The organism is Adlercreutzia caecimuris B7, from assembly GCF_000403355.2.
In the GTDB taxonomy this organism is placed as follows: Bacteria; Actinomycetota; Coriobacteriia; order Coriobacteriales; family Eggerthellaceae; genus Adlercreutzia; species Adlercreutzia caecimuris.
Genome location: NZ_KE159646.1, coordinates 1464894 through 1482233, shown reverse-complemented (window position 1 = coordinate 1482233; position 17340 = coordinate 1464894). Strand labels below are relative to the sequence as shown.

The following is a 17340-nucleotide window of genomic DNA, read 5'->3' as shown; positions in this document are numbered from 1 at the left end:
CTTGAAGACGAGATCGGGGCCGTCGGTGTGGAGGGGGCGGGCTCGATAGCATGTGCCGAAGCGGCCGTGGCCGAGTATGGCAACCAGCTGGTAGCCTGCAACGGCGCGGCCGACGAGCCTGCGGGCGCCCAAGATGCCTGCAATTCGCCGCACTCTTGTGAATGCAGGGGGCAAGCGTATCGTCCTAGGCGCGCGGGGAACCGCACTCCGAGCAGAATTTGGCGCCAGGGGCAAGGGCGCTGCCGCATTGCGGGCAAAATCCGCCGCCGATCTCCTTGCCGCAGTTCAGGCAGAATTTCGACCCGGCAGGAACGGTGGATCCGCAATGGGGGCAGTTCGACTGGGCAGCTTGGGGGGCCGCGGAAGGCGCCTGAGGGGCGGGATAGGGCTGCGCATAGCGCGGGTCGTGTCCGAATCGACGATGGGAACTTCTAGAGCCGCCGAGCAGCCCGCCGAGAAAGCCTCCCTGCTGATAGTAGCCGCCGCCGTGATGGCTGCTGCGCTTGCGTCGACTGCTGAAAGAGAAGAGACCCATGGGCTTTACCGCCTTTCGCGATTGCTGACGAATGGAGGCAAGATAGCCGATCATTGTAAAGAATGAGTAAAGCGGTGAGGCTTTTGAAAGGATGTCTACCGAAATGCCACAACCGATGCGCCGATTGCGGTTGCCGGATGGTGGCCTGGCCGAGAAGGTCGGGGCGTCGGCTGCTGAGGCTGATTCCGAAGGAGAGTGGCTGGCGTTCTCACGCGGCCGGCACAAGCGTGCGGGCGAGCAGCTTGCCGGCCAGCACGCCGGCTACGCAGAGGACGACGCTGGCCAGGGCGTAGGCGCCGGCCACGGCCCATTGGCCGCCTTCGATGAGTTCCAGGGTTTCCAGGGAGAAGGTGGAGAACGTGGTGAAGCCACCGCACAGTCCCACTTTCAGGAAGAGCACCGCTTCGCGGGGCAGGGCGGTTGGGGCGAGGGATGCGGCCTCTGCGACTGCGCCGATGACTACCGAGCCGGTGAAGTTGATGAGCAGGGTCACGAGTGGCAGGCCCGATGCCAGAGGAATGAGGCCGAGGCCATAGCGGCTCACCGCGCCCACGAAACCGCCCGCCCCCACGCACAGCACGCTCATCATGATGTTACCCTTTCCCCATCGTTTCCGTTTTCGCCAGTATAGGCGATGGGTGGCTGCAAGAGCGTCCGCGGGCGCTGGGCGCTCGGTTGCTGTGTGGCTGGAGGACGGCTGGCGTGCGGCCGACAGGCGGTGGTCGCACGGTTCGCAGGCGGACATGGGTCTACGGAGCGTAGGTTGCCAGGGCGGTCACGAGCGCCCATAATCGGCGGCGTTCAACATTCGGAAGATGGAGCACCCCATGGGCAAGGGCCACTTCATCAGCTTTATGGCCTATGTGACCACTGACCAGGTGTTCTTCCGCAAATTGTACCCCGAGCAGACGGCCGATGCCCGCTTCCCCTACCGCGGCTCCGGCACCATTTTCGCCTACTGCAATCGCCACGGCCTGTTCGCCTGCCGCACCCCGCGCGTCCAGCGCAAGAGCGCCGTGCAGCTGGTGTAGAAAGGGCGTAGTCGATTGAGCTTAGAACGTGTTACCCGTTATAGCGTGTGATCGCCTCGTCAGGCGACGTCCTTTATCAGGTATAGATGGTCGATGGGAAAAGAGGCGTTTGAATTTGAAGGGGCCGTCGGCCGTTGCCAGCGGGGTCATCCTGATATATAACGCTGTCATGGAAAGACGGTAGGAAAGGGCGGGGTCGGATGACGAAGGAGACGCAGAGGCAGCCGCAATCGGTAGAGCACGGCATTCCGCCGGTGTCCGATGGACGGTCGGAGGTGCTCGTGCTGGGCACGATGCCTTCGCCGAAATCGCGGGAGGCGGGGTTTTTCTACGGCCATCCTCAGAATCGGTTCTGGCGCGTGCTGGCGGCGCTGTTCGACGAGCCGGTACCCGAGAGCAACGCCGAGCGCACCGATCTGCTGCTGCGCCACCATATAGCGCTGTGGGACGTGCTCGCCTCCTGCGACATCGAGGGCGCCTCCGACGCTTCCATTCGTAACGCCCGGCCCAACGATCTCTCGCGCATTCTGCATGCGGCTCCCGTGCGGCACGTGTTCTGCACCGGCGCCACCTCGGCGCGACTCTACGGGAAGCTGTGCGAGCCCGTTTGCGGCATCGCGGCCCAGAAGCTGCCCTCCACAAGCCCGGCCAACGCCGCCTGGTCGTTGCCGCGGCTCGTGGAGGCCTACCGTCCCGTGGCCGAGGCGGTGACTTGCTTCGAGCCACCGGTGCTGGATGTGTCCGCAGTGGTGGCACTGGAACGGGCCATCGCCGCCGCCGGCACGCCGCTCGACGGACTCATGCGCCGCGCGGGCCGCTTCCTGGCCTACGAGGCGCGCAAGATGCTGGAGGGGAAGGGAGCCGACGGGGGCGCTGTCGCAGAGAGCGGCGCTGCAGGTGCCGATGCGCCGCTAGTCGCCGTTGGCGTCGCAGCGGGCTCCGATGGGTCGGCGGCAGCCGACGGCACCCGGCACAGGGGCTTCCGGCGCGAGGGCCCGGTTGTCGTCTTCTGCGGCAGCGGCAACAACGGGGGAGATGGCTGGGTGGCCGCCGAGTACCTGGATCGGTGGGGTATCCCGGTGCGCGTGGTGACGGCGCGGGCTCCCGAAGACCTGAGGGCCGAGCCGGCGCGCTCGGCGGCGCTCAGGACCCGGGCGGTCCTGAGCGATCGCGCCGCCGTGCTCGTCGCGCCCGATGACGGTGAGGTTGCCGATCTTCTGGCCGCATCGCCCCTCGCCATCGACGCCATTCTCGGCACCGGCTTCTCCCACGATGCAGTGAAAGCTCCCTTCGACAGATGGATTCGCGTCCTGAACGACGCCCGCGTCCGGGGCACCGTGGTGGTGGCTGCCGACGTGCCGAGCGGTCTTTCGGCCCAGACGGGTGCGGCCGCCGCCGACACGGTGCGCGCCGATGTCACGGTCACTATGATCGCCCCCAAGCCGGGATTGTACATTGTCCGCGATCAAGGTTGCGCTAGGCGAGGCGGTGCCGAGGGCGAGCCGCTCGCCGTGCAGGTGCCTGGCGGCCAGGCGGCCGCAGCAACCGCCCCGCTCGTTCCCGCGCCCTGTTGCGGTCGCATTCGCGTGGCGCCCCTTGCCTATATCGAGCCGCTTCTCGAAGCCGCCGCGGGCTGACCGCAGCGGCGCCCCGGTGCCGTGGCGGCCCGTTCGCTCCGGATCGTTGCGCTCCTACCGGTGCTCTTTCCGCACCCCGTCGGGAAGGCCCGCTTCAGGGACGTGCAAGGTGCCGGCCTTCTCGCGGCGGCACAGGTCCCACAGCATGAGCGCCGCCACGGCCAGCAGCGGCAGGCCGCCCACGATGCCCGTGCACAAGGGTCCCACGAAGGGGCTGCCGCCCGAGATGGAGCAGATGGTGACGAGGTTCACCGACCCGTTCAGCGCGCCATGGCCGATGGCCGCCGCGAAGGTGGAGCGTGTGCGGATGGTCACGTAGCCGAGGAACACGGCCAGCGCCACGCACCAGGCGCACATCGCCAGGATGCCGCCCCAAGGCTCGGTGGGATATCCGGTGCCGTAGTTGTGCCCGAGGGCCACGATGGGCGCGTGCCACAGACCCCAGATGACGCCCGTGACCACCAGGGTGGGCACGATGGAGAGGCGGGTCGCCAGCTTCGGCATGAGGTAGCCGCGCCAGCCCCACTCCTCGCCGAAGGTGGTGACGATGTTGAGCGCGGGCGCGATGGCGCAAGCTCCGAGGAGGCTGGCGACCATCGCGAGGGGCGCAGCCGCTGCCTCATTGAACGCTGCCAGGGTCGCTGGATCGGCGCCGTTCGCCATGGCCGCGGCGCGCTGCGCCTCCACGAAGGAGGTGAGGGCGGGATCGAAGTCGCCGGGGAACAGCAGGTAGTACACGGCCCCTCCCGCCAGCACCAGAAGGATCGGCCCGAACCAGGCCACGGCGAACCACGGCAGCGATTGGCGGGGCGGTGCCGGCTTCAGCACGCAGTTCTTGAATCCCTCGCGCGTCACCACGCGCGTGAGCACCACGCCCAGCGCGGGGAAGAGCATGACGAGGGCCACGGCTCCCATGTAGGCCAGCGTCGGCGAGACGAGGTCGCTTATGTAGGGCGCCGTACCCGCTGCCAGGGGATACACCACGAGAAGCTCGTAGGCGTAGGTGATGCCGAAGGTGATGGCGAGGAAGATGAGCGCTCGTTTCATGGGGTACCTCCTGGAGCAATTTTGTTCTATTGAAGCTATAACAATTTCTGTTATAATACGAATAGAACAGAAAGTCAAGAGAAAGGGGAGCGCCATGATGCTCGCCGTGGACGGGGCCTTGGAAGAGCCTCTGTACCTGCAGATTCGCAACCAGATCGTGGCCGGTATCGCCACTGGCGAGCTGGAGCCCGGCCAGGCGCTGCCGTCGGTGCGCTCGCTGGCAAGCGACTTGGGCATCAACCTGCATACGGTGAACAAGGCCTACGCCGTCCTGCGCGACGAGGGCTACGTGCGCATGCGGGGCCGCGCGGGCGCCGTCATTGCCGACCCCGCCGCGGCCGATCGCGCCGATGCGGACGAGCGTGCCCAGGTGAAGATGGAAGACGAGTTGTTCAAGCTCGCCCTGGCCCACCGCGCCCGCGGAGGCGCGCGCGGCGCCTTCCTGGAGGCGGCGGCCGCCCAAGCCGCCCGCGCCTACGGCGTGATGGGCGCTTCCGTCGAAAGCACCATGCCCGGCGCCTCCGCGGCGGACCGCCTCGCAACAGGGGCGTGCGGAATGCCTCTGCAGGGAGCGAGCGTGTAATCGGGCGCAAAATTGCGGAAATGGTGCAAGCCCCGGCTCTGAAGGCCTCTCAAAGGCGGGAACCCCTCGAGTCGTGGCGCATGGTTTCGTTTTTGGTGTAGCTTGGCTCGATTCGACGTTTAGGGGCGACTCGAGATGCACCAAAACCGAAAAAATGCGCCATCTGAGGGCATTCCGTCCGCCACTCGATCCGTGACGCCTCGTTGCATCTGCACCGGGTGCTACTGAGCGAAAGGAAAACCATGATATCCATCGAACCGACCATGATGCTTTTGCTGGGGGTGATCGTGATCGCCCTTCCCCTGACCGGCGCCCTGTTCGCGTTCACGCCCTACCTGATGCCCAAGCGCGAGTGCTTCGCCGTCACCGTGCCCGATGCCGCCCAGGCCGACCCGTATCTGCGTCGCCTCAAGCGCGCCTTTACTGCGAAGGTGCTCGGGCTCACGGCGGCGCTCACCCTGCTCTCCGCGCTCTCGCTGACCTTCGCCTCGCCCCAGGTTTTCATCGCGGTGCTCTGTCCGGCGCTTCTCGTGCTCATGGTGGCAGGCTACGCCCTCATGCTGCGTTCCCGTGCGAAGGTGCGCACCTACAAGCGAGAGCGCGGTTGGAAGGCGGCCGGGGAGCAGATGACCGCGCTCGTGGCGGACGAGTCGTTTCCCAAGCCCCTCTCGCTGTGGTGGTGCCTGCTGTACGTGCCCGTCATTCTGCTCACGCTCGCCATCGGCCTTGCCGGCTACGGCGCTATGCCCGAGCGCATCCCCATGCAGGTGAGCCTCGACGGTGCGGTGACCCGCTGGGCTGACAAGTCCCCGGGTGTCGTGGCGTTTCCGGTCATCTTCGCCATGTTCATGGCCGCCTGCTTCACCTTGGGGCAGTGGTCTATCCTGCGCTCGAAGAAGGGGAGCGATCCGACATGTCCGGCGGCCAGCACCTGGGCCTACGGCATGTTCGCCCACGCCCAGAGCATCCTCATCCTGGGAATGGGGCTGCTCGCGAGCCTGATCGGCCCGCTCATGCAGCTCGCGTTCGTTGGGGTGCTCACCTTGGCCCAGACGCTCGTGCCGCTTGTCGCCATCGTCGCGATCATCCTCGTGGCAACGCTCGCGGTGAGTGTCGTGTACGGTCAGAACGGCAGCCGTCTCATCGCGCGCATGGAGGCGAGCGATGCCATGGCCCGCGACGACGACCGTTTCTGGAAGCTCGGCATCCTCTACGTGAACCGCGGCGACGCGAGTCTCTTTTTGCCCGAGCGCTTCGGCATCGGCTGGACGATCAACTGGGGCCGCCCGGCTGCATGGGCGCTCACGGCCGGCTTTGTGCTCGTGACCGCGGCCTTCGTGGTGGCCACGCTGCTGCTCACGTAGGCATGCGTCGTTTCACGGCGTTCGAGCGCGCTCCTCGGGTGCTCAAGCGCCGTTCTTGCGGCAGTCGGCGCGGGGGCGCTCGCAGGTCTCGCAGCGGTGCAGGGGGTGTTCCGCTAGCTCGGCTTCCCAGTCGAAGTCGGGCGGCGGCCCAAGCGGCCCGTCGGCCGCGCCGTCGCCGCCGGCCGTCGCGCCTTCGGGATGGCCGTCCCACTGGTGGGCGCCCATGAGCACCCGGCCCTCCTCGTCGAAGGCCACCCCTTCCGCGGCTAGCATCTTGCGCTGCTCGTCAGGGCCGCCGAAGGCGAAGCCCGTGGCCATGCGGCCGTCCTTGAACACCACGCGGTGGCAGGGGATGCATCCCGGATCGGTGCCCGGCTCCGGGTTGCCGTGCAGGGCATAGCCCACGTAACGGGCCGCCCGCGGCGCCCCGATCATACGTCCCACTTGGCCGTAGGTGGCCACCTTCCCCGTGGGGATGCGCCGCACCACCGCGAATACCCGATTGGCGAAATCTCCCATGACTGTTCCTCCCGTCGAAGGACCGCCGCGTCGCCATCAGGGGGGGGGGTGCTCCGTGCCCTGTCGAGAGCGACGGGGTGCAGTTGGCGTGACGGCTTCCTGAAGTTTTGCTGTCAGCATAGCGCACTTTGTGGAACAGGGTTAGGCGGGGTGGTATCGTGCGCGGAGAAAACAGCCCGGCCGTGCGGAACCGGATCCAAAGGAAAGCCGAAAGCGCCCCTCGCGCCGGTTCCGCGCAGGCCCAGCCCGAGGAGGCACGCCATGTTCAAAGTTCGCTCAAAGTATTTGCTGCTCATCGCGGCTGCGGTGTGGCTCATCGCCGGGTCGCAAGTCATGCGCATGGGCATCGAGGTCATGGCGGCCGGCGCGGCCCCTCTGTGGCTTCTCGTTATCGGTATTCCCGCGACGTTCGTCGCCTTCCACGCCATGTTCTCGAAGCTCGTGGCCAAGCATGCCGCGCGCATTCACGGCTACGGTGAGGAGAAGATGCACGTGCTGCGGTTCTTCGACGTGAAGGGTTATATCATCATGGCCGTCATGATGGGCGGCGGTATTGCCCTGCGCAGCTTCGGCGTCGTGCCCGGCTGGTTCGTGGCCTTCTTCTATACCGGTCTCGGTACGGCACTCGCCCTGGCTGGCATCGGCTTTGTGCGCCAGTACCTCCATCGCGAAGACGTCGCGCCTGTGCGTTGTCCCGTCACCGGCCACGCCCGCTAGCAAGCGCGGGTACCCCTTCCGAAAAGACAGCCCCGCTGCAAGGGCAACGGGGCTGTCGCGGAGGCTCGCGGCGGCAGAGGGGAGGAGTCTTCGGCCTCTTTTCGGACAAACAGGCTGAATCGCTTGTTGTCGACGGGCTTGCTTAGCATTAAGATGAGACAGCTGTTTTACACAACCCGAATCGAAGGAGTGGGAATGAAACTGAAAGCGAAGATCTTTGCAGCGGCGGTGTGCGCGGTGGCCCTGTGCGTGGCTCTGGCCGGATGCGCTGGCGGCGGTACTGCGGGCAGCGCCGACAACAGCGCGAACTTCCAGGGTACCTGGGTACTCTCCGGCGGCAATGCCGACGGCAAGGAGCTGACGGCCAAGAGCATCGAGGCCATGGAGCAGATGGGGCTGCACGTGTACATCCAGATGAACGAGGGCGGCAGCGCCGTGGTGAGTCTGTTCGGCAGCGATTACGACGGCACGTGGGAGGCCAAGGACGCCACCACCGTGGCGCTCACCTTCGAGGGCGACACCGCCGACGCGGTGCTGGAAGGCGATGAGCTGGTGCTGTCGGTGGAGGGCGACTCCCTGAAGTTCAAGAAGGGCGAGCTGCCGGCGGATGCCGACGCTACCGCTGGCGCCGATGCCGACGCTGCGGCTGCCGAGGCAGGCCAAGGCCAGGAGCAGCAGGCCGAGCCGGAGGCCTAGGACTGTCTCCCTTACGGCGTAAATCTTCGGAGCGCCTAGCCCGCCGCGGATACGCGGCGGGCTTTTTTTGTGCAACTGCACTATGATAGGCTCTGTGGAAAAACTAGGCTTGCACGGGGAAGATTTCGATTTGAGAGACCCAAATCACCGATACGTGATACACTGTTATCGTGCATCATGGGAGAAAAATTCCAGCTAGTCTGTCGATGGGAGCGTGCCATGGATGAAATGCTGAAGGTTTGGGCGATGACATTCGACCGCAGCCCTCAGCCTTTCGGTATCGTCGAGGTGCTCGTCGACGACAGCGGCCGGCCCTACGATGCCGCCTACCGCTACCTCAACCCGGCTATGGCAGCCGTTACCGACCACACCGTGGAAGAGCTCACGGGTGCGCTCATGTATCTCATGTGGGGCGGCGACCCCACGTGGCTCGATCACTTCTACGAGGCAGCCTTTGAGGATCGCGTCGTCCAGTTCGAGTCGCTTTCCGATATGCTGCAACAGTTCTTTCGCGCTGAGGCCTTTCCCGTGGGCCCGGGTCTGTGCGGCTTCACCCTGCAGGATGTGACGAGCTGGATCGTGCCAGCCCAGCGTTCGCTTGACAAAGCCGGCGCCGGCCTGTTTTTCTACGACATGCGCTACCGCCAGCTGCTGCTTACCGACTCGGCTCGCGAGCAGAGTGGGGTTGGCACCAACTACATCAGTCTCGCCGAGTTCATCGAGCTTACTTTCGGCGCCACCGCCGGCGACGACTTGCTCCGCCAGATGGAGAACTTCCTCGACGACCAGACGAGTCTCTACCAGGAGGGCCAGCTGCCCGACGGGCGCTGGCTGCGCATCAGCTTGGACCACACGGGCCATTCGGAGCGCTTCGCCTATGGCTTCGTGGAGGACTTCACGCGCACCAAGCAGGCCGAGCAGAAAAGCGAGCAGTACGTAGAGGTCATCGACAGCCTGGGCGCCGAGAACTTCGCGCTGTATTTGGTGGATCTGGAAACCAACGAGCTGGAAGTATATCGTCGCGGCGAGGACGACACCGCCAACTTTGCCCTCATCAGCGAGCAGGAGGGTGACTATCCGGTCGCTATGGAGCGCTACATCGATACCTACGTGGTGGAAGAGGATCGCGCCCGCGTGCGCGCCGAGGTGGGGCCCGATGCGTTGTGGCGGCGCCTCGCCGAAGGCGATGCCGATTTCTCGGTGGGCTACCGGCGCCTGTTTGGGGACGAGGAGCAGTACGTGGAGCTGCGTATCATCCGTCTTCCGCGGCCGAGCTCCAAGGTGATTCTCGCAGCGCGCAACGTCACCGCCGAGATGCGCGAGCAGCTGCTGCAGAAGCTGGCGCTGCAGAACGCGCTCGATCTGGCCGAGCATGCCAGCCGGGCGAAATCGACCTTCCTCACCAATATGTCCCACGATTTCCGCACGCCGATGAACTCTATATCGGGATTCGCCTCCATTGCGCTCGACCACTTGAACGATACCGATCGCGTGCGCGACTGCCTGCGCAAAATCATGGTATCGAGTGATCATTTGCTGAGCCTCGTGAACGACATCTTGGACGTGAGCCGCATCGAGAGCGGCAAGCTGTCGTTCAACGAGGATGTGGTCGATCTGGCCGAGGCGGCCGAGGAGGTGGCCACGATGTTCGGCGACAAGGCGGAGGCCTCGGGCATCGATCTGACGGTAAGCACTTCGGGGCTTTCCCACAGCCGGGTGGTTACCGATCCACTGCGACTCAGCCAGGTACTTGTGAACACCGTCGGCAATGCCGTGAAATTCACGCCGGCTGGCGGCCTGATCACGGTGACCTTCAGCGAGAGCGGCGAGGCGCCTCGCGGGTTCGGCAGCTACGTCATCACGGTGAGCGATACCGGTTGCGGCATGACGCCGGAGTTCCTTGACCGCATCTTCCTGCCCTTTGAGCGCGACGGGTTGGGCTATGCCAACCGAACCGAGGGTACCGGCCTTGGTATGACCATCACCAAGAGCCTCGTGGACTTAATGGGCGGCGAGATCCAGGTGGAAAGTACCGTGGGTCGCGGCTCCACCTTCACCATCACGTTGCCGCTGCGCCTGGCGTCGCCGGAAGAGGTGTCCCGCGAGGAGGCGCGGAGCTCTGCGACTGATGAGTGCCGCCGCGATTTTACGGGCTGCAAGGTGCTCGTGGTGGACGATGACGATCTGTCCCGCGAGATCCTCATGGAAATTCTGAAGGACTACGGCTTCACGGTGGAAGAGGCCCGCGACGGCGACGCGGCCGTGCGCAAGGTGGCCTCGGTGGCGCCGTTCTACTACGATGCGGTGCTCATGGACATGCGCATGCCCCGCATGGACGGCGACGAGGCCACGCGCGAGATACGCGCGCTCGACCGCCCCGATGCCGCCAGCTTGCCCATCATCGCCGAGACGGCCGATGCCTTCGAGGAAGGGCAGCGCCGCGCCCGGGAGGCCGGCATGACGGCGCTGACCACCAAGCCTTTGAACACCCACGCCCTCATCGCCCTGCTCGCCGAGCACATTCCCGAGAAGTAGGGGGAAGGCGGCGCGCCCCTCCGTCGTTGGAGTCCACTTTCTTATGGGCGGCGGGACTGTCGGTGGCGTCCGTTTCGGTCCTTGCGGTCAGGGCGCGTCAAGCTGTAGAAAACGGGAAGGGGAGCCGAAACGCTTCGGTTCCCCTTCCTTGTGCATGTATGAGTGCGAGACGTGCGCAGCCGCGAGATCCTAGGCTACCGGCGGGGTGCCCTCCCAGTTGCCGGCGATGGCGTCGATCATGACGCGGGCGCCGAAGGGCAGCTTGCCGCAGCCGACGACCTTGCGGGCCGGCTTGTGGTCGCCGAAGAAGGCGGCATAGGCCTCGTTCATGGCGTCCAGGTCGGCCATGTCGGCCAAAAACACGTTCACCTTCACGATGTCTTCCACCACGTGGTCCACCGACTCGATGATGGTCTTCACGTGGGCGAGGCACTGGGCGGTCTGCTCGGCCGCGCCGCCGGCGATCAGCTTGCCGTCAGCGCCGAAGGGCAGCTGGGCGGAGATGTTGTTGTAGTGCGAGAAGGCCACGGTCTGGGTGGAGAAGGGGCACTTCGGGGCGGCGTCGGTGTTGCTCGCCTCGATGATGAGGCCGTGACGGTCCTCGATGGCCTGGGGCGGGGTGCCGTCGCCATGGGACACCACGGCTTCCACGGCCACGTCGCAGTGGAAGGGCAGGTCGTTGACGGGCACCACGGTGCGGGCCGGCAGGTAGTTCACGGCCCGGGCGATGCCGGAATCGGGGAAGAAGGTCTTATACACCTCGTCCACGGCCTCCATATCGGCGAGGTCCTTCACGAAGATGGTCACCTTCACGACGTCGTCCAGGGGCACGTCCACCGACTCCAGGATGGCCTTCACGTTCTTCAGGCACTGGGCGGTCTGGGCGGCCGCATCGCCCAGGATCGGGCGGCCCGACTTCGGGCACAGCGGCAGCTGCATGGTGATGTTGTTGTAGTGGGAGAACGCCACGGTCTGGGTGGAGAGGGCGTCGTAGGGGGCGGCATGGGTGTTGTTGGTGAGCTTCACCAGGTCGCCGGCCTGGGGCACGGACTGAGTGCCCTCGCCGTTGTCCACAAGGGCCTCGATGAACACGAGCGCGTCCTGGGGCAGGGCGTCCACGGCCACCACGGTGCGGGCGGGCTGGTAGGTGGGGAAGAAGGAAGCCTGCACCTTCTCCACGGCATTCAGGTCCATGATGTCGGCCAGGTAGACGGACAAGCGGATGATGTCGTTCATGTCGTGGCCGATGCTCTCCACGATGGCCTGGATGTTCTTGAGGCACTGCTCGGCCTGCTCGGCAGCGCCGCCGGCCACGATGGCACCCGTCGCCGGGTCGATGGGCAGCTGGGCCGAGAGGTTGTTGTAGTGGGAGAACGCCACGGTCTGAGAATAGAGGTCGCTTACGGGCGCCTTCTCGGTGTTGCGGGCCACTACCACGTTCGGATCGGTCATTGGTACCCCCTTCAAGGTAGAATGTGCACCGTTTTGTGCAAGTGCATTAAACGCTAGAAGCATCGTCGCTGTCAATGCCTCGCGAATGAAGAAAGAGCGCAGTTGAACTTTGTTGACCCCAGGTCAATGAAAATATGGGAGCGAAACCACAGGTCATCTACTTAAGAATAGTGCAGTTGAACAAAAGTATGCGTTTTGTGGGGAAGAGCGACACGCGGGCCGGATGGGTGCCGTTGAGGGGGGATGCGGCCCCTGCGGCGCGTAGGGTCGGCCGGATCTGGGTGCGCCACAACGAGCCTCGAGGTGCCGCAACGAGTTCGGGGGGGGGGCTATTGGACGGCTCTTACTGTAATGGGGGTGCCAGCTCTCCTTTCTCTATGGTGATGGGAAAGAAAGCGGCTCGAGGGCACCTGGAGCGCGATAGGATGATCTCTCGCAAACAAGGGAAGGGAAACGCCATGTTGAAGTTGCACGTGTTGGCCAGCGGAAGCCGCGGCAATGCCGCCGTGGTGGTAAACGACCGTACTGGCGAGGGCGTGCTCGTGGACTGCGGCATTTGCAAGCGGGCCTTCTTCGAAACCGCCGAGGCCGTGGGGTTCGACGTGGCCGGTCTGCGGGCCGTGGTGGTGACCCACGATCACGGCGACCACGTGAAGGGGCTCGGCGTGGTGCTGCGCGGGCTTGCCAAGGCGGGGGTGCGCCCGGCGGTGTACGCGAGCGAGGCGGTGCTTGCGGCCTCGGCGCCCCTGCGCGAGGCCGTGGCCAGCGTGGGCGCCTGCTGCCAGGTGTTCGAGGCAGGCGATCGGCTCGAGCTCGCGGGGATGACCCTGCGTCCGTTCCCTACGTCCCACGACGCGGCGGCCTCCTTCGGCTTCCGCTTCGAGGAGACCGCCTCCTCCGATGCGGCGCCCTCGCAGGCCCTTGGTGGCGACGTGCTCGGCTATATGACCGACACCGGCATCGTGACCGAGGAGGCATGGGAGGCCCTTGCCGGCGTGCGGCTTTTGGCCCTGGAGAGCAACCACGATGCGCGGATGCTCGCCACAGGTCCGTACCCCTATCCCGTCAAGCAGCGCATCGCATCGGCGCGGGGCCATCTTTCCAACAAGCAGGCCGCCGAGGCCCTCGCGCGTCTTGTCCATGAGGGGCTGGAGCAGGTGGTGGCCATGCACGTGTCCCAGGAGAACAACACCTACCGCCTGCCCCGAGAGACGCTTGCGGCCGCCCTGGACGCCGCGGCTCCCGAGCTATCTGACCGGGTGCGCGTGTCGGTGGCCTTTCAGGACAGGCCCATAACCATCGCGTGACGGTTCGGGCGGCGTCATCCCGGCAGAGCGTGGGACTGCCCTATGCTTTTCCCGGCAGCGAGGCGCGTTCGGGCAGGCGGGCGCAGGCGGAAGGAGCATTCCCTATGGAGGCAGCGGCCAAGAAGAGGCATCCCTTGAGAATCGTCGCGTGGGCGCTCGGCATCGCCCTGGCTCTCGCGGTGGCGGCCGTGGTGGCGCTGAACATCAACGTGCGCGTGGCCTTCGGGCCTTTCTACGACCAGGCCGAGCGTGTCTTCGACATTCCGGGGGTGAACGCGGGCTTCGTCTGCCAGGATCTCGACCACCTTGAGACAACCGACGCGTGGCTGTTCAGCGGCTATATGGCCGACCATTCCCCCTCGCCGCTCTACCGGCGCGATGCCGACGGCGCGGTGGCGCGCCTTACGGTGGCTCTGCCCGATGGCGATGTCTATGCGGGCCATGGCTCGGCTATCACGAGCACCGACCGGTATGCCTATCTGGCCTGCGAGGGCGGCTACCTCGTGCTGGATGCGGAAGAGGTGGCCAGCGCGGCCGACGGGCAGGTGCTGGGCGCCCTGGCCAAGGTGGAACTCGACTTCTCGCCGGCCTTCATGAACATCGAGGGCGACACCTTTCTTGTCGGCGAGTTCTACTACCCCGGCGACTACGAGACGCCCGACGAGCACCATATCCTTACCGCCGACGGCACCGAGAACCCGGCGATCATGTACGCCTACGCCCTCGACGGGGGCGCGCCCTTCGGGGTGGCCCCGGTGGCCGAGCGCGTCTATTCCATTCCCGGCATGATCCAGGGGGTGTGTACGGCCGGCGCGGGACGGCTCGTGCTGTCGCAGTCCTATGGGCTTGCCACCTCGCATCTGCTTGCCTACGATATGACCGAGCTGGCCGCCGAGGGCACGTTTGCCGCCGACGGCGAGGAGGTGCCGCTGTACTGCCTGGACGGTCGCAGCTTGGCCGAGGACGTGGAGGCGCCGCCCATGGCCGAGGGCATCGAATCGTTCGAGGGTCGTGTGTATGTGTCCGACGAATCGGCCAGCAACAAGTACATCTTCGGGAAGCTCTACGGCGCCGGCGCGGTGTACGCGCTGGATATGGAAGGCTAGTGCGCCGCGCGCGACTGGCGACGGCAGTGCTATACTCGATAGTCGCATTTTTCCGGAAGACGCGGCGGTCCGAGCCGTCGCCGACGCAAAGGAGCCCCTGTGATTAAAGAGATCATCACCGACGAGGACATTCTGTCGAAGCCCTGCGAGCCGGCCACGGCCGAGGACGCCTCCATCGGTACCGACCTGGTGGAGACGCTGCTCGCCAGCGACGAGGCCGTGTGCCTGGCCGCCAACCAGATCGGCGAGACGAAGTGCATCGTCGCCTACCTGAACGAGGCGGGGCGCCCGGTGGTCATGTTCAACCCGAAAGTGACCCAGAAGCTGAAGCCCTACACGGCGGTGGAGGCGTGCCTCTCCCGCGAGGAGCCCACGGCGGTGCAGCGCTACGACTGGATTCGCGTGAGCTACGACCGCTTCCAGGACGGCAAGCTCGTGCCGGCCAAGAAGAAGCTCGAGGGTAACGCCGCCCAGGCCGTGCAGCACATGATCGACCACTGCGAGGGCATCCTTGTCTAGCGCCGCGTCCGATCCCGAATTTACCACCGAGCAGGCGCACTTAACGGAGACCTACGGAAAGCTGGAGAAGATCGGTCGCGATGCGGTGGCGGCTATGGAGGCTGTGGCGGCTCAGGCGGCCGAGGACAAGAAGTCCATGGCCGAGGAGTTGGCCGTGAACTTCGCCACCTGGGACGACATTCTGGAGACCCACGCCGACATCGTGGCCATGAACAACATCATCGAGGCCCACGACATGGCCAACTCCGTGCAGGCCGAGCGCCTGCGCGCTGTGGAGGTGCTTCTGCGCGAACCCTACTTCGCGAAGATCGCCCTGCGATTCAAGGAGGGCGCGCCAGCCAAGGAGCTCTATATCGGCTCAGCCGGCATCTCGGACGAGAACTACCGTCGCCTGGTGGTGGACTGGCGCAGCCCCGTGGCCGAGGTGTACTACAATCAGGCCATGGGGCCGACGTCGTACGTGGCCGACGGGCGCGTCATCCACGCCGACCTGCTGCTACGCCGCCAGTTCGAGATCGATCGCGACCAGCTGCTCGGCTACTTCGATTCCGACGTGGCCATCGAGGACAAGCTGCTTTTAGCCTCGCTTTCCCGGGGCCGCTCCGCCCACATGCAGGCCATCACGGCCACCATCCAGAAGGAGCAGAACACCGTCGTGCGCCATGCCGACGTGCCGGTGCTCCAGGTGGCGGGCGTGGCCGGCTCGGGAAAGACCTCGGTACTCATGCAGCGCATCGCGTATCTGTTCTACCAGCATCGCGGCACGCTCGATCCTGCCCAGGTGTTCCTCATCTCGCCGAATCCGGTGTTCGGCCGTTACATCGACCGCGTGCTGCCCGATCTGGGCGAGCGCAACCCCGAGATCCTCACCTGGGCCGAGTTCTTGGCGCCGCTTCTACCCGCGGGTCGCGGGGCGGGGGAGGGCAACGTCTCCTACGAGCGCCTGCGCGCCATCGACGCGGCCCTGGCGCACTTCGCCTTCGAGCGTTCGGACTTCCGCGACATCACGGCGGCCGGCACGCGCCTTGTCGGCGGCGATGCTGTGGCGAAGGTGGCGGCGAAGTTCGATCATTTGCCTGCCGGCCCGCACCGCGTGACGCTCATGAACGAGGAGCTGGAGGCGCGTCTGCAGAGCCGGCTCGCGAGCATCGCGGCGGCCGAGGACACCCACGACGAGATTTCCGAGCTTTCCATCGAGGAGCAGCTGCGGCTGTTCGGCGAGACCTTCGACCCGCAAAGCGAGGAGGAGGCTCGTGCGCTCGCCCTCACCTACGTACGCGAGAAATATGCGTCCGGCATTCAGCAGGTGCGTGCCATGGACTGGCTCGATATCGACGAGATCGCCCGTCGCCTTCTGGGCTGCGACGGGCTCACCTCGGTGGAATGGGTGTATCTGAAGATGGCGCTCACGGGTATGGGCGACCCCGATGCGAAGTACGTGATGATCGACGAGGTGCAGGACTATTCCGAAGGTCAGCTGGCCGTGATGGCCCGCTATTTCCGCCGGGCGAACTTCCTGCTTTTGGGCGACCCGAACCAGGCCATCGCCGAGGGCACGGCCGGCTGGGGCGAGATCCGCGCCGTGTTCGAAGCCGAGCGCGGATCGGTGGACGAGTGCCGTCTCATGACGAGCTATCGCTCCACCCCGGCCATCACCGATCTGTTCGCATCGCTGCTGCCGCCGGACGAGGCGGTGGAGGTGTCCTCGGTGCAGCGGGAGGCCGTCCCGCCGGAGATCGTCGTGGCCTCGGACGGAGAGGCCTGGGCCGCCGAGCTGCGGCGTGTGGCCGATGAGGCGGCCAGCGCCGATACGCTGACGGCCGTCATCGTGCCCTACAAGAGCGAGGCACGGCGGGTGGCAAAGGTGCTGGGAGAGGCCGCTGTGGTGCTCGGCGAGCGCGACAGCCTGCCCGATGGCGGCGTGGTGGTGCTGCCGCTCAAGTTGGCGAAGGGGCTGGAGTTCGACCGCGTCATCGTCCCCGACGCCTCGCCGCAGGTGTTTCCCGCCAGCGACTTGGCCCGGCGGCGCCTATACACCACCATCAGCCGCGCCACCCGCCACGTCACCATCCTCGCCAACGGCGAGCTCACGGAACTTTTGAAGCTTTAGGGTTCTGTCCGGCGGGGGACAGGGGGCATACCTCCATGCTCAGACAGTCCTCGCTCGGCGGAAATGCCCACCGGGCATTTCCGTTCGCTGCGGAACTGCGCGTGGAGGCACGCCCCCTGTCCCCCGCCTGCTCGGCCAAGGTTGAGCGTAGAGGAGACGGCGGGTGTTCCGACCGAGCGAGT

Annotated in this window: 16 protein-coding genes; 11 read left to right on the top strand and 5 right to left on the bottom strand. The window is 65.8% G+C overall.

Annotated features, from left to right (window positions below; all coding sequences use genetic code 11):
• Window positions 1-184 precede the first annotated feature (184 nt).
• Together C811_RS16230 and crcB are read right to left on the bottom strand one after the other, a co-directional pair.
• Window positions 185-535 carry a zinc ribbon domain-containing protein gene (locus tag C811_RS16230; protein WP_016309433.1) on the bottom strand — a complete coding sequence of 117 codons (351 nt, stop codon included), beginning with the start codon at window positions 533-535 and terminating at the stop codon, window positions 185-187.
• Window positions 536-743: 208 nt separating this feature from the next.
• A complete protein-coding gene (gene crcB / locus C811_RS09885; protein ID WP_016309432.1) occupies window positions 744-1124 on the bottom strand; it encodes a fluoride efflux transporter CrcB in 381 nt (126 codons plus the stop codon).
• Between the two features lie 226 nt (window positions 1125-1350).
• On the opposite strand from crcB, the gene C811_RS0103315 reads away from it, so the two are divergent.
• The gene (locus tag C811_RS0103315; RefSeq protein ID WP_022926498.1) at window positions 1351-1566 is read left to right on the top strand and encodes a desulfoferrodoxin family protein; all 216 of its coding nucleotides are present in this window, start codon (window positions 1351-1353) and stop codon (window positions 1564-1566) included.
• A gap of 200 nt (window positions 1567-1766) precedes the next feature.
• Window positions 1767-3203: a DNA-deoxyinosine glycosylase gene (locus tag C811_RS16225; protein ID WP_016309430.1), complete on the top strand. Its 1437-nt coding sequence runs from the start codon at window positions 1767-1769 to the stop codon at window positions 3201-3203.
• Between the two features lie 54 nt (window positions 3204-3257).
• Here C811_RS16225 and C811_RS09880 read toward each other — a convergent pair whose 3' ends face one another.
• Window positions 3258-4250 carry a CPBP family intramembrane glutamic endopeptidase gene (locus C811_RS09880; RefSeq protein ID WP_016309429.1) on the bottom strand — a complete coding sequence of 331 codons (993 nt, stop codon included), beginning with the start codon at window positions 4248-4250 and terminating at the stop codon, window positions 3258-3260.
• 94 nt (window positions 4251-4344) lie between these two features.
• Between C811_RS09880 and C811_RS09875 the strand changes: the two genes are divergently transcribed.
• Both C811_RS09875 and C811_RS09870 read left to right on the top strand, forming a co-directional pair.
• Window positions 4345-4833, top strand: a complete 489-nt coding sequence (locus C811_RS09875; protein ID WP_022926497.1) for a GntR family transcriptional regulator — start codon at window positions 4345-4347, stop codon at window positions 4831-4833.
• A gap of 242 nt (window positions 4834-5075) precedes the next feature.
• Window positions 5076-6197: a DUF1648 domain-containing protein gene (locus tag C811_RS09870; protein ID WP_016309427.1), complete on the top strand. Its 1122-nt coding sequence runs from the start codon at window positions 5076-5078 to the stop codon at window positions 6195-6197.
• A gap of 42 nt (window positions 6198-6239) precedes the next feature.
• On the opposite strand, the gene C811_RS09865 is transcribed toward C811_RS09870, so the two are convergent.
• Window positions 6240-6716, bottom strand: a complete 477-nt coding sequence (locus tag C811_RS09865; RefSeq protein ID WP_016309426.1) for an MGMT family protein — start codon at window positions 6714-6716, stop codon at window positions 6240-6242.
• 261 nt (window positions 6717-6977) lie between these two features.
• On the opposite strand from C811_RS09865, the gene C811_RS09860 reads away from it, so the two are divergent.
• The 3 genes from C811_RS09860 to C811_RS15785 all read left to right on the top strand — a co-directional run bounded on the left by C811_RS09860 (window position 6978) and on the right by C811_RS15785 (window position 10664).
• Window positions 6978-7433: a hypothetical protein gene (locus C811_RS09860; RefSeq protein WP_016309425.1), complete on the top strand. Its 456-nt coding sequence runs from the start codon at window positions 6978-6980 to the stop codon at window positions 7431-7433.
• 195 nt (window positions 7434-7628) lie between these two features.
• A complete protein-coding gene (locus C811_RS09855; RefSeq protein WP_016309424.1) occupies window positions 7629-8129 on the top strand; it encodes a hypothetical protein in 501 nt (166 codons plus the stop codon).
• Between the two features lie 219 nt (window positions 8130-8348).
• The gene (locus tag C811_RS15785) at window positions 8349-10664 is read left to right on the top strand and encodes an ATP-binding response regulator (protein ID WP_016309423.1); all 2316 of its coding nucleotides are present in this window, start codon (window positions 8349-8351) and stop codon (window positions 10662-10664) included.
• 189 nt (window positions 10665-10853) lie between these two features.
• Here C811_RS15785 and C811_RS09850 read toward each other — a convergent pair whose 3' ends face one another.
• Window positions 10854-12116, bottom strand: coding sequence for a RidA family protein (locus C811_RS09850; protein ID WP_016309422.1), 1263 nt, complete (start codon window positions 12114-12116; stop codon window positions 10854-10856).
• 458 nt (window positions 12117-12574) lie between these two features.
• On the opposite strand from C811_RS09850, the gene C811_RS09845 reads away from it, so the two are divergent.
• The 4 genes from C811_RS09845 (at window position 12575) to C811_RS09830 (ending at window position 17158) form a co-directional block, all read left to right on the top strand.
• A complete protein-coding gene (locus C811_RS09845; RefSeq protein ID WP_016309421.1) occupies window positions 12575-13423 on the top strand; it encodes an MBL fold metallo-hydrolase in 849 nt (282 codons plus the stop codon).
• 104 nt (window positions 13424-13527) lie between these two features.
• Entirely contained in the window at window positions 13528-14529 is a 1002-nt protein-coding gene (locus C811_RS09840) for a hypothetical protein (RefSeq protein ID WP_016309420.1), read from the top strand.
• Window positions 14530-14628: 99 nt separating this feature from the next.
• Window positions 14629-15048 carry a peptide deformylase gene (locus tag C811_RS09835; protein WP_016309419.1) on the top strand — a complete coding sequence of 140 codons (420 nt, stop codon included), beginning with the start codon at window positions 14629-14631 and terminating at the stop codon, window positions 15046-15048.
• A complete protein-coding gene (locus C811_RS09830) occupies window positions 15041-17158 on the top strand; it encodes a HelD family protein (protein WP_016309418.1) in 2118 nt (705 codons plus the stop codon). The genes C811_RS09835 and C811_RS09830 overlap by 8 nt, the downstream gene beginning before the upstream one ends.
• The last annotated feature ends 182 nt before the right edge of the window (window positions 17159-17340 follow it).